This is a genomic window from Pedobacter soli, from assembly GCF_900101435.1.
In the GTDB taxonomy this organism is placed as follows: Bacteria; Bacteroidota; Bacteroidia; order Sphingobacteriales; family Sphingobacteriaceae; genus Pedobacter; species Pedobacter soli.
Genome location: NZ_FMZH01000005.1, coordinates 201,823 through 226,974 on the forward strand (window position 1 = coordinate 201,823; position 25,152 = coordinate 226,974).

General features: G+C 40.2%; 28 protein-coding genes and 4 tRNA genes. 20 read left to right on the forward strand and 12 right to left on the reverse strand.

Annotated features, from left to right (window positions below; genetic code table 11):
• Window positions 1-5: 5 nt before the first annotated feature.
• Window positions 6-512, forward strand: a complete 507-nt coding sequence (locus tag BLR37_RS12810) for a GNAT family N-acetyltransferase (protein ID WP_090769138.1) — start codon at window positions 6-8, stop codon at window positions 510-512.
• 85 nt (window positions 513-597) lie between these two features.
• On the opposite strand, the gene BLR37_RS12815 is transcribed toward BLR37_RS12810, so the two are convergent.
• From BLR37_RS12815 to era, 4 genes are all read right to left on the reverse strand, one after another.
• Window positions 598-1,107, reverse strand: a complete 510-nt coding sequence (locus BLR37_RS12815) for a GNAT family N-acetyltransferase (RefSeq protein WP_208599654.1) — start codon at window positions 1,105-1,107, stop codon at window positions 598-600.
• A gap of 264 nt (window positions 1,108-1,371) precedes the next feature.
• Window positions 1,372-2,673, reverse strand: a complete 1,302-nt coding sequence (gene der / locus BLR37_RS12820; RefSeq protein WP_090769140.1) for a ribosome biogenesis GTPase Der — start codon at window positions 2,671-2,673, stop codon at window positions 1,372-1,374.
• 153 nt (window positions 2,674-2,826) lie between these two features.
• The gene (locus BLR37_RS12825; RefSeq protein WP_090769142.1) at window positions 2,827-3,333 is read right to left on the reverse strand and encodes a TlpA family protein disulfide reductase; all 507 of its coding nucleotides are present in this window, start codon (window positions 3,331-3,333) and stop codon (window positions 2,827-2,829) included.
• Between the two features lie 15 nt (window positions 3,334-3,348).
• Window positions 3,349-4,245, reverse strand: coding sequence for a GTPase Era (gene era, locus BLR37_RS12830; RefSeq protein ID WP_090769144.1), 897 nt, complete (start codon window positions 4,243-4,245; stop codon window positions 3,349-3,351).
• A gap of 115 nt (window positions 4,246-4,360) precedes the next feature.
• On the opposite strand from era, the gene BLR37_RS12835 reads away from it, so the two are divergent.
• The 5 genes from BLR37_RS12835 (at window position 4,361) to BLR37_RS12855 (ending at window position 5,988) form a co-directional block, all read left to right on the forward strand.
• Window positions 4,361-4,436, forward strand: a tRNA-Met gene (locus tag BLR37_RS12835).
• A 27-nt stretch (window positions 4,437-4,463) separates the two neighbouring features.
• Window positions 4,464-4,535: transfer RNA gene (locus BLR37_RS12840), tRNA-Glu, on the forward strand.
• Window positions 4,536-4,721: 186 nt separating this feature from the next.
• A complete protein-coding gene (locus BLR37_RS12845; protein WP_090769146.1) occupies window positions 4,722-5,270 on the forward strand; it encodes a hypothetical protein in 549 nt (182 codons plus the stop codon).
• 537 nt (window positions 5,271-5,807) lie between these two features.
• Window positions 5,808-5,883, forward strand: a tRNA-Met gene (locus BLR37_RS12850).
• A 33-nt stretch (window positions 5,884-5,916) separates the two neighbouring features.
• Window positions 5,917-5,988, forward strand: a tRNA-Glu gene (locus BLR37_RS12855).
• A gap of 163 nt (window positions 5,989-6,151) precedes the next feature.
• On the opposite strand, the gene BLR37_RS12860 is transcribed toward BLR37_RS12855, so the two are convergent.
• Window positions 6,152-6,499 (reverse strand): lipocalin-like domain-containing protein, encoded by a 348-nt coding sequence (locus BLR37_RS12860; RefSeq protein ID WP_039472843.1) that lies wholly within the window; start codon window positions 6,497-6,499, stop codon window positions 6,152-6,154.
• A gap of 211 nt (window positions 6,500-6,710) precedes the next feature.
• Between BLR37_RS12860 and BLR37_RS12865 the strand changes: the two genes are divergently transcribed.
• From BLR37_RS12865 to BLR37_RS12880, 4 genes are all read left to right on the forward strand, one after another.
• The gene (locus BLR37_RS12865; protein ID WP_244154654.1) at window positions 6,711-7,193 is read left to right on the forward strand and encodes a glycosyl-4,4'-diaponeurosporenoate acyltransferase CrtO family protein; all 483 of its coding nucleotides are present in this window, start codon (window positions 6,711-6,713) and stop codon (window positions 7,191-7,193) included.
• 91 nt (window positions 7,194-7,284) lie between these two features.
• Entirely contained in the window at window positions 7,285-8,952 is a 1,668-nt protein-coding gene (locus tag BLR37_RS12870; protein WP_090769148.1) for an alpha/beta fold hydrolase, read from the forward strand.
• Window positions 8,953-9,073: 121 nt separating this feature from the next.
• Complete coding sequence (locus BLR37_RS12875) at window positions 9,074-9,682, forward strand: hypothetical protein (RefSeq protein WP_090769150.1); 609 nt, start codon at window positions 9,074-9,076, stop codon at window positions 9,680-9,682.
• A gap of 113 nt (window positions 9,683-9,795) precedes the next feature.
• Complete coding sequence (locus tag BLR37_RS12880; protein WP_090769152.1) at window positions 9,796-10,005, forward strand: hypothetical protein; 210 nt, start codon at window positions 9,796-9,798, stop codon at window positions 10,003-10,005.
• Here BLR37_RS12880 and BLR37_RS12885 read toward each other — a convergent pair.
• The gene (locus BLR37_RS12885) at window positions 9,973-10,587 is read right to left on the reverse strand and encodes a DUF2306 domain-containing protein (protein ID WP_244154655.1); all 615 of its coding nucleotides are present in this window, start codon (window positions 10,585-10,587) and stop codon (window positions 9,973-9,975) included. The two genes, BLR37_RS12880 and BLR37_RS12885, sit on opposite strands and share 33 nt — an antisense overlap.
• Window positions 10,588-10,721: 134 nt before the next feature.
• On the opposite strand from BLR37_RS12885, the gene BLR37_RS12890 reads away from it, so the two are divergent.
• The 4 genes from BLR37_RS12890 (at window position 10,722) to BLR37_RS12905 (ending at window position 14,657) form a co-directional block, all read left to right on the forward strand.
• The gene (locus BLR37_RS12890) at window positions 10,722-11,504 is read left to right on the forward strand and encodes an alpha/beta fold hydrolase (RefSeq protein ID WP_090769156.1); all 783 of its coding nucleotides are present in this window, start codon (window positions 10,722-10,724) and stop codon (window positions 11,502-11,504) included.
• 68 nt (window positions 11,505-11,572) lie between these two features.
• Window positions 11,573-12,283, forward strand: a complete 711-nt coding sequence (locus tag BLR37_RS12895; protein WP_090769158.1) for a GNAT family N-acetyltransferase — start codon at window positions 11,573-11,575, stop codon at window positions 12,281-12,283.
• Window positions 12,284-12,342: 59 nt separating this feature from the next.
• Complete coding sequence (locus tag BLR37_RS12900) at window positions 12,343-12,567, forward strand: CDGSH iron-sulfur domain-containing protein (RefSeq protein ID WP_039472820.1); 225 nt, start codon at window positions 12,343-12,345, stop codon at window positions 12,565-12,567.
• Window positions 12,568-12,731: 164 nt separating this feature from the next.
• Window positions 12,732-14,657: a carbohydrate-binding domain-containing protein gene (locus BLR37_RS12905; protein WP_090769160.1), complete on the forward strand. Its 1,926-nt coding sequence runs from the start codon at window positions 12,732-12,734 to the stop codon at window positions 14,655-14,657.
• Between the two features lie 94 nt (window positions 14,658-14,751).
• On the opposite strand, the gene BLR37_RS12910 is transcribed toward BLR37_RS12905, so the two are convergent.
• Together BLR37_RS12910 and BLR37_RS12915 are read right to left on the reverse strand one after the other, a co-directional pair.
• Window positions 14,752-15,558: a helix-turn-helix domain-containing protein gene (locus BLR37_RS12910; protein WP_090769161.1), complete on the reverse strand. Its 807-nt coding sequence runs from the start codon at window positions 15,556-15,558 to the stop codon at window positions 14,752-14,754.
• 101 nt (window positions 15,559-15,659) lie between these two features.
• Window positions 15,660-16,532, reverse strand: a complete 873-nt coding sequence (locus BLR37_RS12915; RefSeq protein WP_090769163.1) for an oxidoreductase — start codon at window positions 16,530-16,532, stop codon at window positions 15,660-15,662.
• A gap of 155 nt (window positions 16,533-16,687) precedes the next feature.
• Between BLR37_RS12915 and BLR37_RS25350 the strand changes: the two genes are divergently transcribed.
• Window positions 16,688-16,864 carry a hypothetical protein gene (locus BLR37_RS25350; protein ID WP_167356601.1) on the forward strand — a complete coding sequence of 59 codons (177 nt, stop codon included), beginning with the start codon at window positions 16,688-16,690 and terminating at the stop codon, window positions 16,862-16,864.
• Between the two features lie 54 nt (window positions 16,865-16,918).
• On the opposite strand, the gene BLR37_RS12920 is transcribed toward BLR37_RS25350, so the two are convergent.
• On the reverse strand, window positions 16,919-18,616 hold the full coding sequence (locus BLR37_RS12920; protein ID WP_090769165.1) for an arylsulfatase: 1,698 nt from the start codon (window positions 18,614-18,616) through the stop codon (window positions 16,919-16,921).
• A gap of 66 nt (window positions 18,617-18,682) precedes the next feature.
• Window positions 18,683-19,066, reverse strand: coding sequence for a DoxX family protein (locus BLR37_RS12925; protein ID WP_090769167.1), 384 nt, complete (start codon window positions 19,064-19,066; stop codon window positions 18,683-18,685).
• Between the two features lie 98 nt (window positions 19,067-19,164).
• On the opposite strand from BLR37_RS12925, the gene BLR37_RS12930 reads away from it, so the two are divergent.
• The 5 genes from BLR37_RS12930 (at window position 19,165) to BLR37_RS12955 (ending at window position 23,313) form a co-directional block, all read left to right on the forward strand.
• The gene (locus BLR37_RS12930; RefSeq protein ID WP_090769169.1) at window positions 19,165-19,575 is read left to right on the forward strand and encodes a winged helix-turn-helix transcriptional regulator; all 411 of its coding nucleotides are present in this window, start codon (window positions 19,165-19,167) and stop codon (window positions 19,573-19,575) included.
• A gap of 56 nt (window positions 19,576-19,631) precedes the next feature.
• Window positions 19,632-20,099, forward strand: a complete 468-nt coding sequence (locus BLR37_RS25515) for a hypothetical protein (RefSeq protein WP_208599655.1) — start codon at window positions 19,632-19,634, stop codon at window positions 20,097-20,099.
• 552 nt (window positions 20,100-20,651) lie between these two features.
• A complete protein-coding gene (locus BLR37_RS12945; protein ID WP_090769173.1) occupies window positions 20,652-20,954 on the forward strand; it encodes an ArsR/SmtB family transcription factor in 303 nt (100 codons plus the stop codon).
• Window positions 20,955-20,963: 9 nt separating this feature from the next.
• Window positions 20,964-22,064, forward strand: coding sequence for an NADH:flavin oxidoreductase (locus tag BLR37_RS12950; protein ID WP_090769174.1), 1,101 nt, complete (start codon window positions 20,964-20,966; stop codon window positions 22,062-22,064).
• Between the two features lie 370 nt (window positions 22,065-22,434).
• Complete coding sequence (locus BLR37_RS12955) at window positions 22,435-23,313, forward strand: pirin family protein (protein ID WP_090769175.1); 879 nt, start codon at window positions 22,435-22,437, stop codon at window positions 23,311-23,313.
• A 7-nt stretch (window positions 23,314-23,320) separates the two neighbouring features.
• On the opposite strand, the gene BLR37_RS12960 is transcribed toward BLR37_RS12955, so the two are convergent.
• Together BLR37_RS12960 and BLR37_RS12965 are read right to left on the reverse strand one after the other, a co-directional pair.
• A complete protein-coding gene (locus tag BLR37_RS12960; protein ID WP_090769177.1) occupies window positions 23,321-24,508 on the reverse strand; it encodes a hypothetical protein in 1,188 nt (395 codons plus the stop codon).
• Window positions 24,505-25,143 (reverse strand): RNA polymerase sigma factor, encoded by a 639-nt coding sequence (locus BLR37_RS12965; protein WP_244154656.1) that lies wholly within the window; start codon window positions 25,141-25,143, stop codon window positions 24,505-24,507. The genes BLR37_RS12960 and BLR37_RS12965 overlap by 4 nt, the downstream gene beginning before the upstream one ends.
• Window positions 25,144-25,152 lie beyond the last annotated feature (9 nt).

Here is a 25,152-nt window from a genome sequence, read left to right on the forward strand (position 1 = left end):
CCGACATGATAGAAACACCACGCCTCATTTTAAAGCCCCTAACCCATAACCAACTATTAAAATACATTAAAGACGATCATTCTTTAGAAAAAGAATTTAACCTACTGCCCACCAAGAAAAACATTGCACCCGAGCTGCAGGAAGCCTTACAGCACACCATTTTACCCAATGTTTTCGATAAAGACAAAGATTACCTTTACCACACCCTCTGGACCATTGTTTCTAAACCTGACAACCGCATGGTGGGCGATATTTGTTTCGTTGGTGAACCCGATCCAAATGGAGAAATTGAAATTGGATATGGCACTTACGAAGAATTCAGAGGCCGGGGTTTTATGACAGAAGCTGTTGGCCGGATTTTGGAATGGGCCAAAGCACAGCCAAAAGTACGATCGGTTTTTGCAGCTACTACGAAAGACAATGTAGCTTCTTACTCCATCTTAGAAAAAAACGGTTTTACCCATATTGGCGAAGTGGATGATATGTTAAGCTGGAAGATAGAGCTGAAATAGTATGGGATTCGTCATTCCCAACTCGATCCGATAGCTATCGGATGGGAATCTTAAAGCGTACTGGATAAGATTCCTCTTTTAAATTCTACAGCGCAATTTCAAATAAGCTCAGACTAATTCCCTCGTAATGTTTAGGCAAGCCATCGGTCTTTTGCATGGTTACCACGCCAACATAATCGAAACCACAGCTGGTATAATAATCCAAAAGCTTTTCGTTATCAGCCCAGGTGTCCATCCGGATATATTTTAAATCATTATCCAGACAAAATTGCCGGGCCCATTTAATAATTTCTTTTACAAAAGCATAGCCCCTGAAACCGGGATGGGTTACAATCCGGTGAATATAAATCGAGTCATGATCGCGGTCGCCCCAGATGAGTGGATCGTTAAAGGTTACTGCAAAAACACAGGCTACTTCGCCGTTAACCAAAATTTTATACTGACGGTTTTCTGCAATTTCAGTTTGTACCAGCTCGCGGCTAAAACCCTGCCAATGCTTGTTAAAAACTTTCTTTTGGTGGGCAACAGCCAGGTCGTAAAAATCGAAAATAACATCAATATCTGTTAACTGGCTATTTAATACTTGAATTTGCATGCAACAAAGTTAATTTTTTACCACAGATAAAAATGATGAACACAGATTTAAAACACCCCAAATCTTTAAACCATATAAGACATCTAAATTCATAAAAGCTTAAATGTTCTGACATGACTTATATGGTGCAAATAACCACGGTCCAGAATTAAGCACTACAGCAAAAATAAAAAAAGGGCTAATTCACTATGGAATGTAGCCCTGTTTTAAATATTATGGTTTGATGTTTCGGCTTTAAACCTTACGCCTTTAAACCTGCTTAAATTACTTCTGTCTGAAGAAAATCTGGATAGGTGAACCCGCGAAATCAAAATTCTCTCTCAGTTTATTTTCGATAAAACGTTTATAAGGATCTTTAATGTATTGCGGCAAATTACAGAAGAAAGCAAACATTGGCGATGTTCCGTTAATCTGTGTAATGTATTTGATTTTGATGTGCTTGCCTTTTAATGCCGGTGGCGGGTAACTCTCGATCAAAGGCAGCATAACATCGTTTAACTTAGAAGTAGGAATCTTTTTGCCTCTGTTGTGATATACTTCTAAAGCAGCTTCAACAGCTTTAAAAATACGCTGTTTATTCAGTACCGAAGTAAAAATGATTGGCACATCGGTAAACGGACGGATACGCTCTTTAATCTCATCTTCGAAAGCTTTCATGGTTTTGGTATTCTTTTCAATCAAATCCCATTTATTAACCAGAATTACAATACCTTTTTTATTCTTTTCGGCCAGGTGGAAGATATTGATATCCTGACTCTCGAGACCTTCCTGCGCATCGATCATCAATACTACCACATCTGCTTCTTCCAAAGCTTTGATGGTACGCATTACCGAATAAAACTCAAGATTTTCTTTCACCTTGGTTTTCTTACGTAATCCCGCAGTATCAATTAACATAAACTCATGGCCAAACTGGTTGTAGTGAATTTTAATCGAATCGCGCGTAGTACCCGCATTGGCGGTAACAATATTTCTTTCTTTACCGATTAAAGCATTAACCAAAGAAGATTTACCCACATTCGGGCGACCTGCAATGGTAATTTTCGGCAACTGGCTTTCTTCCTCCGGAGTATCGTCAAATTTTTTAATGATTTCATCCAGCAGCTCTCCCGTTCCGGAGCCCGTCATTGATGACAGCGGATAAACCTCACCTAAACCAAAACCATAAAAAGTATGGATTTCGTTGTATAACGCGGTGTTATCTACTTTATTTGCAGCAACAAAAACCGGTTTATCGCTTCTGCGCAATACCTGAGCAATATCGTCGTCTAAATCGGTAATGCCTGTAGTTACGTCAACCATAAAAATCAGCACACTGGCTTCTTCAATGGCAATTAATACCTGCTCGCGGATTGCGGCTTCGTAAACATCTTCCGAATTGGCTACATAACCACCTGTATCAATTACGGTAAACTGTTTGTCAGTCCACTCACCCACTCCGTAATGCCTGTCGCGGGTTACTCCGCTCATGTCATCAACAATGGCTTTACGGCTTTCGGTTAACCGGTTAAAAAGGGTGCTCTTGCCTACGTTTGGCCTGCCTACGATGGCTATAATATTACTCATGGGTGTTCTTTTGATAGTTAATGGCTTATAGTTAATGGTCGTTGTGTTTAGGCCGCTGCTTAAACTATTTGGCTATCAGCCATTGACTATCAACTACTAACCGATTTATTTCGGGCTGCAAAGGTACGGTTAATTTTCGTAACCTCAGTGATATTAATTTTTATACTTTTCTAAAAGTCCTTTCAGTACTTCTTCAGTAAGTTCGTTATCCTTTAGCAATGGAAAACCCTCCCAACGCACAATCCCTTTCGGATCGATTAAAATCGCGTGCGGAATACCTTTAACTTCCAGCTGATTTTTCACTGTGCCTTTGGTATCAATTGCTTCGGAATAGTTAATTTTCGGATTATTAAAAGCTTCCACTTTTTCAGCAGACTCATCAGAAACCCCGATAATTACTACTTTATCGGCATATTTCTTTTGCATATCGTTTAACGAAGGGATGTACGCCCTGCACGGACCACACCAGGTTGCCCAAAAATCAATCAATACAAATTTACCTTTGGTATCGGGCTGTTTCGAAATCCATTTTTCTACTACCAGTTCGGGCGCTTTTTCGTTCAGGATTGATTTGGCCCACAATTTTTTACCGTTATTCGATTCCTGGGCAACAACCACAGCGCTTACGAATAACAACAAGATCGTTATGCTTTTCTTCATCCTTAAAAATCGAAATTAATTATCGTATCCGAAACTTTTCAGGTAGTTCTTTTTACTTCTCCAATCCGGGATCACCTTAACAAACAGCTCCAGAAATACTTTGGCATCTAAAAACTTTTCGATTTCGAGCCTGGCTTCAGTACCAACTTTCTTTAACATACTGCCACCAGTACCAATCAGGATATTCTTCTGCGAATCGCGCTCTACCACAACTTCGGCACTGATGCGTACCATTAAACCCTTACCATTTTTAAGAGGTTCTTCTTTAAAACTCTTCACAATTACCTCTGTACTATAAGGAATTTCTTTCTGATAGTTTAAAAAGATCTTCTCGCGTACGATTTCTGAAACAAAGAAACGCTCAGAACGGTCGGTTAAATCTTCCTTATCGTAATATGGTGGATGCTCTGGCAACATTTCCAAAACGCGGTCAAGCAAACCATCCACATTGTGTTTATGCAAAGCAGAAATGGCATAAATGGCAACTGGCTTTAATTTTTCGTTCCAGTAAGCAATTTTCTCATCCACCTGCTCTTGTGTAGCCTGGTCTATCTTATTAATTAAGACAATTGTTGGAATATCTTTATTTAAAATTTTATCCAAAACATCGTCTTCATCATGCGATTCATTAATATCAGTTACAAATAAAAGCACATCAGCATCGGTTAATGAGCCGTTAACGAAGCTCATCATACTCTCCTGTAAACTGTATTTTGGCTTAATTATCCCTGGAGTATCAGAAAAAACAATCTGATATTCTGCTTCATTTACAATTCCTAAAATACGGTGTCTTGTGGTTTGAGCCTTAGGGGTAATAATACTAAGTCGCTCGCCTACAAGCACATTCATCAAGGTAGATTTACCTACATTGGGCTTACCTACTATACTAACAAAACCTGCTTTATGCGTCATTGAAATATTTTTTTAAAAAAAATTTGCAGTACAAAGAAACGAATTATATCTTTGCATTCCAATTCGGAAACAGGGTTAAGGATTTAATTCAAGAGAAAAAACGAGTTGTATAGAGTGCGGGGTGGAGCAGTTGGTAGCTCGTCGGGCTCATAACCCGAAGGTCGCACGTTCGAGTCGTGTCCCCGCTACCAAAAGAGTTGAAAGACACTCTAAAAAATGGCCCGTTCGTCTAGGGGTGAGGACGCCAGATTTTCATTCTGGAAACAGGGGTTCGATTCCCCTACGGGCTACAAAAAGCGATCAGAAATGGTCGCTTTTGTTGTTTATGGCGATTTGCTAAATCTCCTCCACCCACTGAAACAGGCAATTCCACTGCTATTTATAATTTATTTACAAAATTTACATTTTTATTTACAGTCCAAACCGTGCAGTCCGGAAAGCATCAGGGTAGATTTGTTCAATCAATTTCAAAGGATATGAAAAATAAAAAAAATGTAATCTATGCGATGATCCTCTCGCTGGTTGTAGTGAGCGGAGTCTTATTCGCCAATCGTGAATTTAGAACCGAAAGATCACCGAGGCTGTTATCTATTAACGAAAAGAAAGCACTCCTGGAGGCCAGAAAAAAATGGGAGGCATCACCTGACGGTATAAAGTTCAAAAAATGGGAGATTTCACCTGAAGGCAAAAAAGTACGCGCAAGTCATGATAAAATAAAGAAATACATAAATGACTTTGCCAATATGGAGGCTGTGGTAACCTCAGTTACTTTTCAGCGTGCAAATGTAAAATCAGGACCAAAATGGCTTATAGTCAGAATTGACAGCGAACAATACATGATGCAATTTATCCCTAAGGATTTTCAGCAATTAAAAAGCCTGAAAGTTAATGACAGAATAATTATTAGAAGTCGCAGCGCAGGGTATTCTCCTAATCATCCCTATCTGATTCTATCAGGCGACTACATTGAACAAAATAGCAGGATACTTTTTAAACGCGATTTCAGCAAAAATAACGGTTGCTAAAGATTAGCCAATAATAAAAAAACTGACTCCAATGCCACCACGAAGCGCTAACAGCAATCAAAAAATTTTTCTTTAGAATTACTAAAGCCATCAAAGATTTGATGTTTTGATCCTAAATGTATTAAACTAGACTATTTTTTGCGCCTGATTTACCCGCATCAGATAACAATGCGGGTAAACAGGTCTTTTAATCAACATAACTAACCAAATATATATTGAGATAAAAATTGAAGTCTAAAGACAGAAGAGAAATGAGTTATTCTTATTTAGACTAATTTTAAACAAAGAAACGAAGCAATAGCGAATATTCCAAATGTTTTCAAGTAAAATAATTTTGCTTAAAAAAGTGAAAAATATTTTAATCGACTTAACAGGCTTTAAGCTATTCATTTTAAATTATTTAGCCTTGTTTTAAAAACAAAGGAAGCCAGACAATTAAATTTTAATTCGATTTTTTTCTTGAAAGGGTTTGTATTTTCAAAAATAAATTCTACTTTTGCACTCCCTCAAACGGATATTTGGGGCGAAAAAATAGAGTGCGGGGTGGAGCAGTTGGTAGCTCGTCGGGCTCATAACCCGAAGGTCGCACGTTCGAGTCGTGTCCCCGCTACCAAAGGAGTTGAAAAGACACTCTTTTATTAATAATGGCCCGTTCGTCTAGGGGTTAGGACGCCAGATTTTCATTCTGGAAACAGGGGTTCGATTCCCCTACGGGCTACGAATACAAATAAAAAAAGCCTGCAAATTTAAAATTTGCAGGCTTTTTTTATTTACAAGATTTAAATGAGGATTTCGGCGAAAGTCATCAAACGTTTCGCTGCAAGCCTGGCACAACCTGCTCATATATCTCTTCCCCGTTTTACAAGCGATTTATCCGTTAACTATTCAGTAACTTTTTCATATTCCAGGGTGCCTGTTTTATTGCTGCTTATAATGCGTTTTTTGGCATCGAAATAATCAACTGAGAAAGCGATTGAAACCACACTGATTTTAATGGTTAATTGTTTATTATCGGCCGATAATTTCCATTTCCCCTTTCTGGATTTATCTCCATTAATCCCATTAAATACCCCATCCTCACTAAAAACCTGATAGGTATTTTCGGGGGTAGATACGATGCCGTTATTGGTTTGCTTTACAAGTTTCCATTTTCCAACGAGCTCTTTGGCAGTTTGTGCGTGGCTCGAATAGCAGGCCAGGCAAATGATCAAAGTAATTAAGAATTTCATAGTCTAGTTTTTAGCTAATTTAGCAAATAATTCTAATCTGCATTCAAGTGAAAGACTGATACCGCAAAAAATAAGTTAATAAACATTTACCCCTGAAGTGTAGGTTTAATACCTGCTATTTATTTTTCGAAATTACAATCAGCATTGTTAAAAGATAAAAAGTGTCTTGTATTTTAGCATCCCTGATTTATCGACAGGAAAACCGACCATTATGCTCATCAAACAAATCACTTTCAGTTTCTCTATTGCTTTTATTTCCTGGATTGCCGGCATGTTATTGAATGCCTTCTTCACAAAAATGAATTTATACCATCCGCGCATAACGCACCTTAACTTCATAAAAAATGAGAAGGTTAACAAATTATTGGGACTGAATGTATTTAAATATATCATTTTGCATTCTTTCTTTAAATTTTTCAACCCTAAGCTCTCTATGAAGAAAAAAATCAGGGTCAGCGAGTTAAATGAATACAGAAAAGAAATGAACCTGGCTGAGCTTAACCATTTACTGGCTTTTGGTTTTATGTCTGTGTTTATTTTTATTAAAATATTTAAAGGTTTGTACCTTTTTGCGGTGGTAATGACTTTGGTGAATATCCTGATGAACATCTATCCCGCCCTGTTGCAACAGCAAAACAAGAGGCGCATTGATAAATATTTGAATATTTTATCGCTAAAGAGCAGGCAAAACTAAAGCGCTCTGAATAAAGCTATTCCTGAACTGTTGAATCTAAAACCCCTTAGGTTATGCAACTACTTAGCCGGCTGCATCGTCTTTGCGGTATATGATAAAGATCCCTTACTGTTTTAAAAGGCTGTTTTTAACTTTTGCAGCCTTATTTACATTATTCAATGCCACGGCACAATATATTTTAACCGGTAGCATCAAAGATACTCAGCAACATCCTATCTCCTATTGTTCAATAGGAATTAAAAATAGCAGGGTTGCTACTGTTGCAGGTGAAGACGGTTCTTTCAAACTGGTTATCCCCGATAGTCTTGCCGGCAGTAGTGTAACATTCAGTGCCATCGGTTTTATGGATCGGCAGGTTCAGCAAAATGAACTTAAACCGGGTATCGTCGTTACACTCAAAGAAAAGATATTTGATATGGCCGAAGTGCTTATCAAAGGAACGAAATTGAAAGAACGGATTGTAGGGCAGCAATCCAGACCCATGATTACTTTTTCTAAAATGTTCGATAAGAACGTTCCAAGCATAGAACAGGGAAATATCTTCGAAATATACAACCGGACGGTGCTTAAAGCCTATAATTTCTATATCATGCCCAGCTCAAGGTTTTCTGCGATCACCTTAAAGCTTAATGTTTATACCGTAAAAAATAATTTACCAGACAGTAATGTTTTACGTAAAAACATCACTTATCGTACCACCACTACTGGCTGGCAACATATAGACCTTGCAGCTCATCAGCTCAATTTTGATGGTCTGGATAAGATCGCTGTGACCCTGCAACTGGTTACCTATGTACCAGATAGCAGCAATAATTTTGTTTTTGGTGTTTCGGCAAAGAAAACGGTAGCTAAAGATTTGCTGTTCAGATACCAAAGTCAGGGAAACTGGGAAAGTAATGCCGGAACTTTCATCGCCAATTTAGATCTTAAATACAGCAAGGAAGCAGACAAACCAGGGCTGGCTGAAAAGCCTTTAACAGTTGAAAAGCCAGAGATAACTGCACTGACCAATTATTACCGTTACAAGCAGGCTGCCCAACAAAGTGGATATGGTAAAAACAAAAATGGCAAATATATTGACCTGGGAGATGCCAGAATTTACACAGAAGAATATGGTAAAGGAGAGCCCCTGGTACTTTTGCATGGCAATAACGGAAGTATAGCAGATTTCTATCAGCAAATTCCTGTTTTTGCAAAGCATTTCAGGGTAATTGCGATCGATACGCGAGGTCAGGGCAGAAGTACAGATTTATCTTCAGGAGCTTATAGTTACGATGGCTTTGCCAATGATCTGTATAAGGTACTTACAGCAATGGAGCTGAAAAAAGTAAATATTGTTGGCTGGAGTGATGGCGGCAATACTGCGCTAAGCTTCAATATTACCCATCCGGAACTGGTAAACAATATCGTAACCATTGGTTCAAACCTCGATCCATCGGGCGTAGCAGATAGTTTACTCACCGCTTTCAGCAATCAGCTTAAGGCCCAAAGCCCACCAAAAAACTCCCATTTAATTAGTCTGATTCTGGAACAGCCCCATATCACAACAAAACAGCTGCAGCAGATTGCCAATCCTGTATTGGTTATTGCAGGAAGTGATGATGTTATTAAGCCAGCGCATACGAGATTAATTGCGGCTAACATTAGCAAGTCTCAGTTACAAATCATTCCCAATGCAACACATTACGTTCCTTTTGAAAAACCAGATGATCTGAATAAGGTTATTCTTGATTTTTTGAGTCCTCCAATAAATAAATAATACCGATTTAATGCTATAAAAAGACCGAAAAACATCTCTTAGAAGATAAAATGTAGCGTTTCCCTAAACTTTATCGTTTCCTTAAGAAAACTAAATTAACCAAAACCACATCAAAGCTTTTATGAGAAAACTTGCCTTGTTTTTATTGACCCTTTCTTTTTTATCGTGCAAAAAAGACCCCAGTTACGGGCCGCATAACTTAAAAAACGGCCAGGAAGTTGAATTACTGGTCGATCACCGCTATGGCGCTGAAAAAGATATTTTAATTAAGCTGCCCGAAAATGTTCCTGCCGGCGCCTATCTGGCTGGTTTTGAACAAAGAGAACCTGGCTTTAGTTATCGGGTAAGGGCAAAATTTCACCATGACGACGATCCTCCGCAAGATAGCTCGTCTGATTCTTTTGAATTTTTAAGAATTACGAGTAAGGAACAATACAAAGGAACTGAATCTTTCGATATCCAGCTGATTGTATCTTACGTACCAGGCGGACCAACGATCAGATTAAACAAAACAGGAAACGATTATTATTTTATTCCCGATAAATTACAATTGAATGCTGCCAACAATACTGTAGCAGGGCAGTTGGAAGAAATCTGGCAGAATGTTAAAGAAATACGTGCCGACTGGAAGTTAAAACCAAAGTGGAAGGCCATTAAAGCAACAGTTACGCATAATCCTCAAAAATTTGGGAAAGCTTACCTGGTGCAACAAATTCAGTTTACACTTTAATTTAATTCGTCCCAACTAAATACAAAGCATCAATCAAGCGATTGATGCTTTTTTGTTCAGCCTGATCTCAACTAATAAATTAATCGTTATTTTAGTACAAAAAATTAACGCTTATGGAACTTATCTTCGTTTTTATTGTTATTCCAGCACTTATTTCCTTGCTGGCCGCAGCTTTTATCACAACGCTTACACGAAAAAAGCTAATTGCAAGTAATAATCAGTATGTAACTGCCATTTCTATCGGTGTTTTTATATTGAGCAGCATTGTTATTTTTAGTGCTATTGCCGCTTTAATCTTGTACAATATTCGTTTTGAACGTTAGTTTTCGCCTCCTTGATCGAATCAGCCATTCAGCAAACAACAAATTAGGCACAAAACCCAGCCAGGCATTAATCATATAAAGTGGTAAAGGATCTACCTGTACAAAACTTAAAATAACGATTTTCCAAAACCTTAACGAAACAGCCGATAAGGTTAGTGCATAACTGCGGATCATGAATTCCTTGTGCGCAGAAACATGGCCGCTCCGAATCTCAACCACCGCTTTATAAGTAAACCAAAACCACAAACAATCTAGCAGGATAAAAGCCATTTTGGTAGGTAAAAGGCCATTGGCATAAATCCCCATCACAAAAGCCACCGGGAAGTTCAGAAAAATATCGTAAACATAAATTTTGCCCATTATGCGGTGCAACCTTTTATGTTTAGCCAATATCGTTGTCGAAAACTGGGTGAAGCCAGCCAACAGGGCGAAAATAATGGTAAACACATGCGTGTAAAAAGCAATTTTCCAGGGTAGAATATCCAGGTATTCTTGTTTAAACTGCAAAAAGCCAATATCATCACGCAGCGGATAATAACGGATAATGCCAATCAGCATCAGATAAGTGATGATGGCTAGCAACAGGTAAACGGCTACATTTCGGGCGATATACTTAACAATATCCAGAACTTTCTACAATTTAATGGCTTACTTATGCTAAATTTATAAATAAATGCTCACTGGCAGGTTAAAATGGCTAAGTAAATCATAAAGATATGGAAATTGAAAAAACAGCTGGTACAAAATCCGTTAACGGGATCAGTATGTATTACGAGATTTATGGCGAAGGTGAAATTCCTTTGGTATTGATTCATGGTGGAGGCTCTACCATCCCATCCAACTTTGGCAACTTTATTCCTTATCTGGCCCAAAACAATAAATTGATTGCTGTAGAATTGCAGGCGCACGGACGTACCAGCGACCGCGATGCACCCGAATCTTTTGAACAGGATGCGAATGATGTAGTTACCTTACTCGAGCAATTGGATATTGCAAAAGCAAATTTTCTCGGCTTTAGCAACGGGGGCACCACAACACTGCACATTGCGGTGCGTTATCCTATTGTGGTAAATAAAATCGTGGTCATTTCTGCCAATTATCAAAAAACAGGATTAATAGATGGTTTTTATGATGGTTTCGGTGCAGCAACTTTAGACCACATGCCCGAAGGCCTGAAAAAGTCCTATCTGGAGCTGGACCCCGATCCTGCCGGATTGCAAAATATGTTTGAGAAAGATAAACAGCGTATGATGAACTTCGTCGACCTCAGTGATGATGAAATTGCCGGAATTAAAGCTGAGGCTCTGTTAATGCTGGCCGATCGCGACGTGATTACTCCCGAACATCTGGTTAAAACATCTAGATTGATTAAAAATTCGCGCCTCGTAATTTTACCAGGTATACATGGAAGCATGATTGGCGAAATATGCGCGCCTGATATCGATCCAAAAACACTCGGATTTACCGCAGGTTTAATCGAATCATTTTTACATTCGTAGTACACGACACCATAGGTATTTGTCCCAGCTCAACAAGAATTTAATAGCCAATTGAATATCTTTGTTGCATGGAACACCTGTTAGATAACCCAATATTTCATGCCTTAAATACTGCGCATGGGCATTTTGCAAAAGGTACTGATGAGGTTAAATACTACCTGAAAGATATTGCTGCATTTGCAGGCTTAAAAGATAATTCCGCAGAAAACCTGCAAACGCTTTACGAGATCAGTGAGCCAGATAGCCTGTTTGTAGTCTTTTCAAAAACACCTTTAACAATAGCCGCCCCGTGGACGCTACTGTTGCAAATTGACATGTTTCAGTTGGTTTATGAGGGCCCGAATGTAACAGAAGGTGCAAATAAAGAGCTGGCAGACCTTAACCACAGCCACATTACCGAAATGGCAGCATTGGTTGAGCTTACCAAACCAGGCCCGTTTTTGTCCAAAACAATCGAATTGGGTAACTACACCGGTATATTTGCCGAAAACCAATTAATCGCCATGGCAGGCCACAGGTTCTTCCCTGCCCCATACCGCGAAGTGAGTGCAGTTTGCACTCATCCCGATCATTTAGGGAAAGGGCACGCCTTTAAAATTTTACAGGAACAGATCCGCAGGATACTTAACCGTAAAGAAATTCCTTTTTTACATGTTAAAAACGACAATCTGGGCGCCATCAAACTATATGAGAAACTAGGCTTTAAGATTAGAACCGAAATGACTGCCTATGTGATTAAAAAGGTAGAAGATGGCGAACCAGAGAATGTTTCTAAATAGAAAACAGATCTCAGATTGCGGGAAGTATGTTTTAGCTTTGCAGCAAACTAACAAAACACATGTCTAAAACAAAACTTACCATTAACAATAATGGCTCCGTTAAAATAGAAGGCGATTTCGAAATTGTAGATAGAAACGGAAATACTTATGGCTTACAAGGTAGAGAAGTAGTATCAATCTGTCGCTGTGGCTTATCAAAAAATAAACCTTTTTGCGATGGCTCACACAAAGATCATTTCGAGCATGAAGCCATTGCCTTCGATCTTCCACCAAAAAAAGTTTAACTTATTTTAAAGCATCAGTTTTGATGCTTTTTTTGTTTCTAATTGCCCCTTAAAACCAACCCACTCTTATATTTATCGACTCAAATTAACCATTCGTAGAGTCTTAACATTTCGGCGCAGGCAATCGCGATAAATTCATCCCGTTTTATTAACGATTTTAAAAGATGAGGATATTTAAACTTTTACCCGCCTTAACCTGTTGCGTGGCATTAACCTGTTTGTTTGCCTGTAAAAAAAGCAGTAGCGACGAAGAAACCACCACCACAACCGAAACAGCCGTAACTTACGGCACCATTGTTACCAACAGCAAAGATACCACGGTAGCTAATGCCATAACCATTGCTTATGCCAATAACGTGGCTACAATTACCAATCCTTATGCCAACAGCGGGGTTACCATTTTGAATAGCAATGGGGTGGTAATCATCACCTCTACCCTCTCTGGTACAGAATTAAACTATGTGGTTTCGGGCAGTACAACCAGTGGATCGGTAAAAATATACAGCGATTATAAATTCGGATTGATCTTAAACGGCGCAGATATATTGAGTACTAATGGGCCGGCAATTAATATCCAATCGGGCAAAAAAGCAACCGTTACCTTGGTCGGAGGCACTACCAACCGGTTAATTGATGGCACCACCTACACCGCTAACGGATCGGAAGATATGAAAGGTACTTTTTTCAGTAACGGACAGCTCATTCTGACAGGTAATGGCCGCTTAATTGTTAAAGGTAATTACAAACACGCCATCTGCAGCGATGATTACGTAGACATACAGGGGGGAACGATATCCATTACGGGTGCAGTTTCTGATGGAATTCATGCCAACGATTATTTTCTGATGGAAGGTGGTTCTTTGGACATTACCTCAGCCGGAGACGGCATAGAAGTAGAGGAAGGTTATTTGCAAACTACTGCCGGTTCAATCACCATCAACAGTGTAGATGATGGTCTGGTAGCTTCGTACGAGGGAACCGATACAAGCATCGATCCATCAGTTAAAATAAATGGCGGCACACTAACCGTAACTACCACCGGCGAAAAAGCAATGGGCATAAAAAGCGAAGGCGCCACAATTATCAACAGTACCGATGCCATTAAGGTAAACGTTTCGGGTAAAGGTGCTAAGGGCCTCAGCAGCGGCAAAGATTTTACCATCACCAATGCGAATGCGAGCATTACCACCTCTGGCGCTGCATTTTACGATACCGATGATAAAGATATTTCATCTGCTGCAGGTATAAAAGCAGGCGGTAATTTCAAAATGGATAAAGGCACGGTTAACATCACCAGTACCGGAACAGGTGGTAAGGGCATTAATGTTGATGGTACACTGGTTATTAATGATGGAACCATAAATGTATCAACCACTGGTGGCAAATTTACCTATGGTAGCGACGATACCTCCGCAAAAGGGATTAAAAGTGATGGCAACCTAACCATCTATGGCGGAAACATAAGTGTTAAAACTACTGGTGTTGAAGCAGAAGGTATAGAAAGCAAGAGCATTTTAACCATTAACGGTGGCACAGTGCAATCTGTAGCATACGACGATGGCCTTAATGCCACGACACAAATTGTAATTAATGGCGGTAACATTTACGCCTACAGCACCACTAATGACGGGATAGATTCGAACGGAACTTTAACAATTACCGGCGGATTAATTGTATCTTCAGGATCAACAGCACCCGAAGAGGGCTTCGATTGCGACAACAACCAGTTTAAAATTACCGGTGGAACATTAATTGGTGTGGGCGGGGCAACCAGCAACCCAACCACCAGTGTAACAACACAACGTGCAGTAATATTTACCAGCTCAGCAACTGCAAACCAGCTTGTTCATGTAGAATCGGCAACAGGAACAGATATTTTTACTTTTGTAATACCACGAGCGTATTCAAAAATGACCATGTTATTTAGCAGCCCAACCCTGGCAGCGGGAACTACCTATTCAATTTATACCGGAGGTAGCGTAAGTGGTGGATCGAATTTCTATGGTTTGTACACTGGTGCAACCTATACCAAAGGTACCGCAGCAACCACTTTTACAACGAGCAGTATTTTAACCATGGTAAGCAAATAATACTTTTTTTATTTTTCTTAAAGCACCGGTCGTAACTGACAGGTGCTTTTTGTTTGTTATGCCTTTTCTTCCTAAATCCGCGATATTAGCCTTCTCAGGCTATTGCACCAATCCTCGATGGCGCAACACCATAAGCTTTTTTAAAGGCGAAAGAAAAATGCGATAAATCTTTAAACCCCACTTCCAGGTATACGTCTGATGATTTCCAGCCCTTTTCGCTGATCAGGTAATGTGCATCGGCAAGGCGTTTTTGCTGTAACCAACGGTTAGGCGAAGTATTAAAAATCTTCTGGAAATCGCGCTTAAAAGCAGCCAGACTTCGGCCTGTTAAGTAAGCAAAACGGTTAATATCTACATTAAACTTATAATGTTCATTCATGTAGGCCTCCAGATCCAGCTTTCCGGGTTCAGAAAAATCGAATAGTACGTTTTTTAATTCCGGATTGGTTTCGAGCAGTACCATTACCGCTTCCTTAACCTTTAAATTGGTTAAGCCTTTGTTAAATTGGTTATTGCCATCCAAATAAGGTCCTAAAGAATCGATATAATTCTTTAACAGGTTATTGGGTGCCAGTAGCATCGCCCCTGGTCCATTATCCAAGCCCGTAGCCTTAAGGTTGTACTCTTCGCTAATGCTATGCAGTGTATCCTGATCTATCGAAATAGAAATAGACCGGTACTCGCCTCCTGCCGGCGGAAATTTAGTCCACCTGGTTAACTGATTCCTTTTAAAAAAACGAAAATCGCCGGGTTTGAAAACAAATTTTTCACCACCAATAAAATGCTCCGAGCTCCCCGAAATCATGAAACCTAAATTATGCTGGGCAATAAACTGCTCTCCTTCGCTATTTTTTTGCGAATAACAAGAGTAAAGGATATTGGGCTTTTTGTTTGCTTGCATGTAATCAAATTTATAAAATAAAAAAAGCAATTGCAGCTTTAGAACCGGATTTTAAAGCAGAACACAGCTATTGGGCCATACCTGTGTTCAACCTATTCTGCCTACCTTTTTAAAAAGCTTTTACCTAAATCTGAAGTGAGGAAATTATTGGCTTCATCGTGATCGGTTGATATACTTACGGCCATCCATTTTTCCATTTCGACAGTGCGCGCTTCATCTGCATTTTTTAACATGCCAATAGCTTCGCTTCCCAAAACCAGATGTACAGGAGGTTCCGGGCTATCCACTAAATCCAACATTACTTTGGCTGCTTTTGCCGGATCGCCCATGGGTACAAACCCTCCGTTTTTAAAATATTCAGCCCTTTGTTCTACTTTTTCGTAACCTTCAATATGCGCGGCATAAGTTATTGAATCGCCGGCCCAATCCGTTCTGAAACCACCAGGTTCTACACTGGTTACGTAAATCCCAAAATCAACCACTTCTTTGGCCAGTACTTCGCTAAAGCCACTCAATCCAAATTTTGCTGCCTGATAAATACCAATACCCGCATTACCTACACGGCCACCTATTGAGCTGATTTGTAAAATACGACCCGAACGTTGTTTACGCATAAAAGGTAAAACTGCTCTTGTAATTTCAATGGGTGCGTAGAGGTTGGTTTCCAGTTGACTTCTCACCTGCTCATCGGTAAATGCTTCGGCGGCACCTACAATACCAAAACCCGCATTGTTTACCAGTACATCAATCCGGCCAAAATGTGTTATTGCCGATTCAACTGCCAAATGAACCTGATCGTAATCGGTTACATCTAATTGGATAGGCAAAACCTGACCGGGGTATTTTTCAACCAGATCTTGTAGCGCATTTATATTTCTTGCTGTTGCGGCAACTTTATCGCCATGTTCTAAAACTGCTTCTGTTAGGTTACGACCCAAACCACGGGCACTACCTGTTATAAACCAAATTTTCATATTCTTTCTGTTTTTATTTAACTCAAAGGTAGATCGATTATGACTGAAGCGCTTTGCTACATAGCTCAAACTACTTTGTTAAAAAGCTCACCTACCACTTTGCCGGAACTTTTTTACTGATTTCATGTTGAATAAGCACAGCAATTCAATACATTATGGCAAAAGCAAAGAAAAAGGGCAAAAAGAAACTTAAGAAAAATAAACTTGGTGTTAAAAATTCGCTGGTAAACAACATTAACGCACGGAAGAAGAAAGGGAAATCGCGATCAAAAAAGAGATCTAAAATCAGCAAAAAAGCCTATAAGAAAATGCAAAAAGGCTGGAAGGATTAACCGGATATGGGTCAATGCTTTCCAGCCTCTTATCGCTAAATTAATATTTAATGGCTATTTTTTCGGCAGCACATGGTTTTCTTTTGCCCAGGCCTGCCATTTGGCATTTAATGCCTTTACGCGATCAGGGTTTTGGCTAGCCAGATCTTTTAATTCGGTTTTATCGTTTTTAATATTGTACAAATGCCAGGTCGAATCACCGGCCAGGTTAACCAGTTTCCAATCGCCCGCACGTACATAACGTGCATTAAAGTGCTCATTAAATAATTCATGGTGCCCTACAACTTGCTTTCCTTTAAGCGCAGGCACTAAACTGGCACCCTGCATAGGCTTAATGGTATTGCCTTTATACTGGGTTGGATAACTGGCTTTTCCAAGCTCGGCAAAAGTGCGCATAAAATCCATTACATGACCAACCTGATCGCTGTAACTTCCCTTCTTAGCAGTAATCCCCTTAGGCCAGAAAGCAATCATTGGTGTATGTACACCACCCTCATATGATTGCGCTTTAGCCAACTGATAAGGCGTATTGGCTACATTAGCCCAAATGGGGCCGATAGAGGTATAACTGGTTTGCGGGCCGGGCATTACTTTTTTATAAATGGGGTAAGCAATTTTTTCGCCGGCGCGGGTTTGACTTGGCCTGTCGAAACCGGGGCCATAACGCATGGCATCTTCCGGACTTGCGCCATTATCACTTAAAAATACAATCAGAGTGTTATCCAGCTGGTTGGTTTCCTTTAAAGTTTTAATAATCCGTCCAATACCCTGGTCCATGCGGTCAATCATGGCTGCATGCACGGCCATGGCCATTTCATCGAACTGTTTGGTTGGGTTATTTTCCCAGTTCACGCTGCTCTTTCTTCGCGAAAGCGGGGCTGTTTTAGGGTCGATTAAACCCATAGCCACCATTCTTTTGTAACGGGCTTCGCGAATGGCATCCCAGCCCACATTATAGGTATCTTTATATTTGGCAATATCTTCTGGTTTTGCCTGCAATGGCCAATGCGGTGCATTTTCGGCTACGTATAAGAAAAATGGCTTATCGCCTTTACTAAATTCGCGGATATAGGTTGAAGCCGTATCATTAATGGCATCGGTATGGTAATAATCTTTGGGCACCTCGGTTATTGGCGTAGTGCCACTCACCAGACTAAAAGGATCAAAAAAATCGACCACGCCCCAAAGCGTACCAAAAAACTTTTCGAACCCCCGGTTGGTTGGGTATTGGTCAATCGGCGAAAACAACGGAAAACTGGTTTTATGGTTTAACCAATCCTGCTGTGCCTGAGGTGTAGGCTGCTCAACTGTGTTTGAAACATGCCACTTACCCGACATGGCCGTACGGTAACCAGCATCTTTTAGAACCTCGGCAAGGGTAACCGCATTTTTGGTTAAAGCGCCGCGATACCCCTCAATATTGCGATCCTGGGTCATTTCGCCAATGCCTGCATTGTGATTGTAAAGGCCGGTTAGGAGCGCAGCTCGTGTGGGGCAACAACGCGAAGTATTATAGAAATTTCTAAAACGAATGCCCTGACTGGCCAGATAATCAATATTTGGCGTTTTAATTTCACCACCATAGCAACCGATATCCGAGAACCCCAGATCATCGGCAAGAATGACGATGATATTTGGTCGCTGGTCTGCTTTAACCTCCTTCTTTTGTGGTTTACCACCATCTTTAAATGCAGTAAAAAAGGCCATCGAAGCAAATAAAGCGAGGGCCGAATATTTGGTATAGATTTTCATATCAAACCCAAAATAAAATAAAAACCCGAGAGTTTATATTTCATCATTAATTTGTTGCAATACAATCTAAATCGTTTTATTAGTTTGACGCTTACCTTTATGATAAGCAAAATAAGATACGGCTAAAACCACTAAAAAAATCAAGGGTGCACTGGCGTGACCAATTGTATCGCCCGAAGCCAGGTGCGCAATACATGCCGAAATAAATACAATTGTAAACCCGGCATAAGCCCACTCCTTAATCAAACCTTTTACCGGTAGCAATAAAATAATGGCTCCCAACAATTTCGCTATTCCCAATTCTATCCTGAAATAATCTGGAAAACCTACATGCTGAAAACCTTGCTTAACCTCCGGGTTGGTGAAATAGGAATAAGCTGAAAAAACCATCATCAACGCAACCAATGCTGTTGATACCCAATACGTAATTTGAATTGCTTTTGTGTTCATATTTTTTTTGAGGCAAACTTAGATACTTTTACTATCTAAATGATACTACTTTCCCAAAGGATAGCGGTATCATTTAGGAAAGCATGTAACTTTGCAACATGGGACCAAAAGATAAACACCACGATAAATCTGCCTGCACCGCTAGCATGAACGCAATAAAAGATGCGCTCTATGTATTGAACGGTAAATGGAAGCTCCCCCTGATTTTGAGCTTGCAGGAAAGGCCGCTCCGTTTTAACGAAATTCAAAAATCACTGGGAGAAATTACCCCAAAAATCCTTTCGAAAGAATTAAAAGAACTCGAACTGAATGAGTTTGTAATTAGGAAAGTGTTCCACACCACACCTGTTACCGTAACTTACGAGTTAACCGAGTACAGCGGAACATTGGATAGTGTAATTAACGAACTGCGCGAATGGGGTATGCAGCATCGCGAACGTTTGGTAAAGAACAGAAGAAAAGATGTTACATTAGAAGAAACCAATGCTAACCCTGGCATTTCGGCCTAAAAAAGCAAAAACCTGAATATGATAAAATTCGGCTATCTTTGCAGAAAATAAAATCGATGGCGATATTACATAGAAAAGAAGAAAAAATACAGGCAGTGCTGGGCAGGCTGCCTAAAAAATATACAGACGAACAGTTTTTAGAAATGTTCATCAAACTTTATTCAAAAGACTGGGGCAAAATTAAATCGGCTTATACTAAACAAGCGCAGGATAAAGAACCAGGTACGGTAATCAACATGCCCAAACCGGATGTTTATTTAAAACAATTACTGGCCATTTATTTACAAAATACTGCAACTCCTAAAGCTGCAGAAGTAAAAGAAGAAGTGGTAGCCGAACCTGTTGCTGAAGTTAAAAAAGCTAAAGCACTAGCTAAAAAGAAAGAAACTCTAGTAGAAGCTGATAAAGCTGAACCTAAAAAAACAAAAGCACCTGCTACCAAAAAGGCTGCGCCAGCTGCAGACATTGAAGCTGCGCCGAAGAAGCCAAAAGCCGCTGCAAAGAAGGCTGCAGAAAAAAAATAAAAAAAATTTTCACTGCTATATAATAAATCGCCCTTTTGGTTGTTTATATATATGAGAGCGTTAATTTAGATGACGGGGATAGGTCGGTATGATTTATCCCCGTTCTTTTTTGCCCACAATTTTGAAATTACTGGTATAGTCGGAGGTCAGGAGTCGTAAGTCCTGAAATTTAGTGCTAAAAGCAATTGCTTCCAACCTACTCTATGCCCATTGCGCCTTTCTCTGTGTACGCTGTGGTTAAAAACAAGAGATTCTGGCCTGCGCCAGGGTGACGGCATAACAGCTTTGCGTCCTTCTTTACTCACGCTGCAGTTAAATTAATGTTAAAGAAATTGGTTCTTCCCTTCTCTGTGTCTTCAGTGCCTTCTTCTGAGTGCGCTGTGGTTAAAAAACAGAGATTCTGCCCTGCGCCAGAATGACGACATAACAGCTTTGCGACCTTTGCGCCTTTCTCCGTGCACTCTGCGGTTAAAATGCCCGGAATCAAACATCCAAATGTAAATTTCAATCTTTTAATTGGCATATCGGGAAAAGTCGATATACATTTGCATCATGGATCAGGTAGAGATATTTAAAGCCCTTTCAAATAAAACCCGTTTGCAAATTTTAAACTGGTTAAAAGAACCCGAGAAAAATTTCCCGGAACAACCTAATGCCGATTTTGAAAACGTTGGCGTTTGCGTGGGGCAAATTCAATATAAGGCGGGCTTATCTCAAAGTACCATTTCCGAATACCTTTCTATTTTACAACGTGCCGATCTGGTATGCGCCACCCGTGTTGGGCAATGGACCTATTACAAACGCAATAAAGCAGGTATAGAAAAGTTAAGTCAAATCATCAATTCAACATTATAATCCACGGATATGAACACAGATAGTTTATTCAGGCCATTTAGCCTTAAAACATTAAATACAAAAAACAGAATCGTAATGGCTCCTATGACCCGCTCATTTTCTCCGGGCGGCGTACCAACAGCTGATGTAGCCACCTATTATACCAAAAGAGCGGCTGGTGAGGTCGGCTTAATCCTCTCAGAAGGAACGGTAATTAACAGGCCATCTTCTTCTGCCGATCCGAACATTCCACATTTTTATGGAACCGAAGCACTAGCAGGATGGGAAAATGTAATTAAAGGAGTGCATAGTGCTGGTGGGCAAATGGGACCACAAATCTGGCACCAGGGTATTCATGCCAATCATGCTTCTGGTTGGCTACCAAGTGCTCCATTTGAAGGGCCTTCATCTTTTAACAGTCCGGGATTTGAAAACGGCGTAGCGATGACAGATGCCGCCATTGCCGATACCATTGCTGCTTTCGGGCAGGCAGCTGCTGATGCCAAAGCTCTTGGTTTTGATACTGTTGAAATACATGGTGCACATCAATATTTAATCGACCAGTTTTTCTGGGATGCAACCAACAACCGCACCGATATTTATGGTGGTAAAACCTTAGCCGAGCGTACCCGTTTTGGCGTAGAAGTAATTAAAGAAGTACGTAAAAGAGTTGGTGAAGATTTTGCGGTAATTATTCGTTTATCGCAGTTTAAACCCGCAGTTTACGACTTTAAACTGGCCAAAAACGAGCAGGAAATGGAACAATGGTTAACGCCACTGGCCGATGCCGGCATCGATATTTTCCACTGTTCGCAACGCCGTTTCTGGGAGCCAGAGTTTGAAGGTTCTGACCTTAACTTTGCAGGCTGGGCTAAAAAATTAACCGGCAAAGCTACCATTTCGGTTGGCTCGGTTGGTTTAGATGGCGATTTCTTTGGCGCTTTTGCCGGCCAAAGCTCACAACCCAGCTCTTTAGAAGAACTGGTACGCAGAATGGATCGCGGCGATTTTGACCTCGTAGCCGTTGGCCGACCGCTTTTAGCCGATCCGAATTGGGTAGAAAAAATTAAAAACAATCGCACCGAAGAATTGAAAGGCTTTAGCAAAGAAGCTTTGATGCAATTGGTATAACAAGCTTTATTTTTTCTTTTTAAGTTTAAAAAAGCACCTCGAAAGGGGTGTTTTTTTTGTGCTGTCAACTGTTAGGCTGTGGTGTCGGCTGTTACCAGCCGGCACATCTCAGTTCTATTAGATCAAGCTAATAAAATCTGTCGAATGGCAACATCTGACAGCACTCAGATTTTTAGCCTCGGAAAACACAGAAACCACGGAGATCGTTATGCTATCGCCTGGTCCGTAATTTTGAGGAGGCTTTTTCAGCTGGAGGAATCCATTGATCTTTATAAAAGAAAATAAACTCGCCAATGACGAGAGATGTATAATTCTCCTCCAAATTCCATCGTTTTTCCGTAAATTCACCTCATCAAAAATCCCCATAATCATGTCGAACATTAAACTCATTATCGAAGAACGCCCGGCCAATATTGGCAATTTTATGGTTGGCAGATTACTGCCTTTCAGAGAGAAAAGAATGGTTGGTCCATTTTCTTTTATCGACCACATGGGCCCGGCAGCAATGAGCGATCATGAAAACCTTGATGTTCCGCCGCATCCGCACATCGGCCTTTCTACTCTTACCTTTTTGTTTGAGGGCGAAATTACCCATAAAGATAGCCTGGGTTCTGATGTGGTGATTAAACCCGGCCAGGTAAACTGGATGACTTCGGGAAGTGGCATTGTGCATTCGGAGCGTACACCAGAATATTTACGGCATACCGATAAAATGCTACATGGCTTACAAATCTGGGTAGCCTTGCCAAAAGCACTTGAACAAATGGATCCGGAGTTTTTTCACGTCGAAGAAACCGATATCCCCGCATGGGAACAAGATGGTGTTGCGATTAAATTAATTGCGGGCGAAGCTTTTGGCCGCAAATCACCTGTTCCGGTTTATAGTCCGCTGTATTTCCTAGAATTAAAAAGTACAAGCCGCCAAAAAGTTAATATTGGCGATTCTCTTTTCGGCGAGAGTGCCCTGTACATTTTAGAAGGCGCCATAGAAAGCGATGGTCATATTTTTGAGCCACGACAGATTTTAATTGCCAACGATGCCAAATTGTGTGAATTTACACTGCACGAAAACACAACCGTTTACATTTTTGGAGGTGAGCCTTTCCCCGAAGAACGTTTCATTTACTGGAATTTTGTTGCATCGGATAAAGCGCTGATTGAAAAGGCTAAGCAAAAATGGCTGGAGCAAAGCTTCAAACCTGTACCAGGCGAAACAGATTTTGTACCGCTACCGCAGCAAAGACAATAAAACAGGATTAATTTCCTTTTCCGAACAAATTCATATTTACCGAAACGGCCACGCCGGTTGATGATAAGCGTGAATTTCCATAACCAATATCGGTTAGCGGGATTTTCATGAATGGTTTGGCGCTGATACTTAAATTGTTATTTATTTTGTGTTGAAATTCGACACCTACATTGGCAATACCTAAATAATGCTGGTTGCGGCCCCTCACTTCATAATCCTGCGGTCCCTGGTAAGCACCATTGTAGCTATAACTGTATTTCTCTTTTAGCATGAGGTAACTCGAAAGCCCGGTACTTACCGAAATGCTATTCCGGCTGTTCCCAAAAACCTTATAGTTAACATTTAAAGGAATATCAATCACATCACAATTGGCATGGATATTTGAGGGTATAATTTTAAAAACGTAATTGCTATTCGGTTTATACAAGCTAAAGTCCGAATCGTAAATTTTCTTAGCATAGGTGGCCCCGGTAGTGATACTGAGTTTTTTGGTTAAACTATAAGTTGCTTCTACGCCAAAACCACCACTTAAACTGCTCATACCCGATTTTTGCACACTCGTTAAATCGGGTGCAGCTAAAATACTCAATACCAACCGTGGTTTTTTATTCAAAACCGGTTGCTTAATCCGCTCTGGCTTACCGGTAGCTACAGAGGCAATCAGCTTTTGATCTTTAAAAGCTACCGGATCAAATTCAGTATGGAGCGCAGGTTGATAAACCATATCAGCCAATAAATTTGCGCGATCAGCATCCACCAAAACTAACTTTGGCGTATTTGTTCCGCTCAAAACATTTTTCCCGACAGGTCTCTGTACAAATGGGTTCCTGTTAGCTTTATTAGCCACTAACCCTGCCGGATCAGTATTTACTATCGGATCATTTGGTTTTAAATGTGTTTCTGTAACCTTAGTTGCATTATTTTCGGGATTAGCTTTGTTTTTATCGCGCCCACTGTTTTTCACTAAAGGATTAACACCAGCCGGTCCTTCAGTTGGTTTTACCAATAAAAATACAATCAATAGCATCGCTGCAATTGCCGCCGCAGCAGCAAGCCAAACCACAGGTATTACCCTTCGTTTTGGTTTCGGATGCAATCTTTCCTCCAGATCATCCCAATCTAAATCATTAAAAGGCAGATCGGGGTTCTCCAGTCCGTCCTTAAACAATTTATCTATATCTTTTCCCTCTTTCATTGCATGTTTGTGTTTAACCTAACCTGTAAAAGGTTTCTATCTACTTCCGAATTTCTTACCTCGTAAGTTTTCGCTTCGGTAGCTTTTAACATTTCCTGTAATTTTTGTCTGGCTTTAAACAAATTCGATTTTGATGTGCCAACCGATATTTCCAGCATTTCGGCAATTTCTTCATGGCTGTACCCATCTATGGCAAAAAGGTTAAAAACCGTTCGGTAAGCCGGACTCAAGTTCTGCACCAGTGCCAGCAGATCATGATAGGCCAGTTTATCGTATACAGAACTTACCTGCACAATGTTTTCGTGATCCTGAATATCAACATGATCGGCAAATTTTAAATTGGCACGGTAATAATCTATTGCAGTATTGGTTATAATCCGCCCAAGCCAGGGCATAAACGCTTTAGAAGTTTCGTATTTTGAAATATTTTTAAATGCTTTAAAAAAGCCATCATTCAGTATCCCCGCAGCATCCAGCCGATCGCTAGTGTATCGCAAACAAATTCCCATAGCAAAGCTATAGAAATGTTTGTATAGTGCTTTCTGACTATCTCTATCATTTCTAATACAGCCCTGAATATGCTTTTGTATAGTATGTTCGGTATCGCTACTAGCGGTCACATGTTCTCCTTTCAAAACACATTA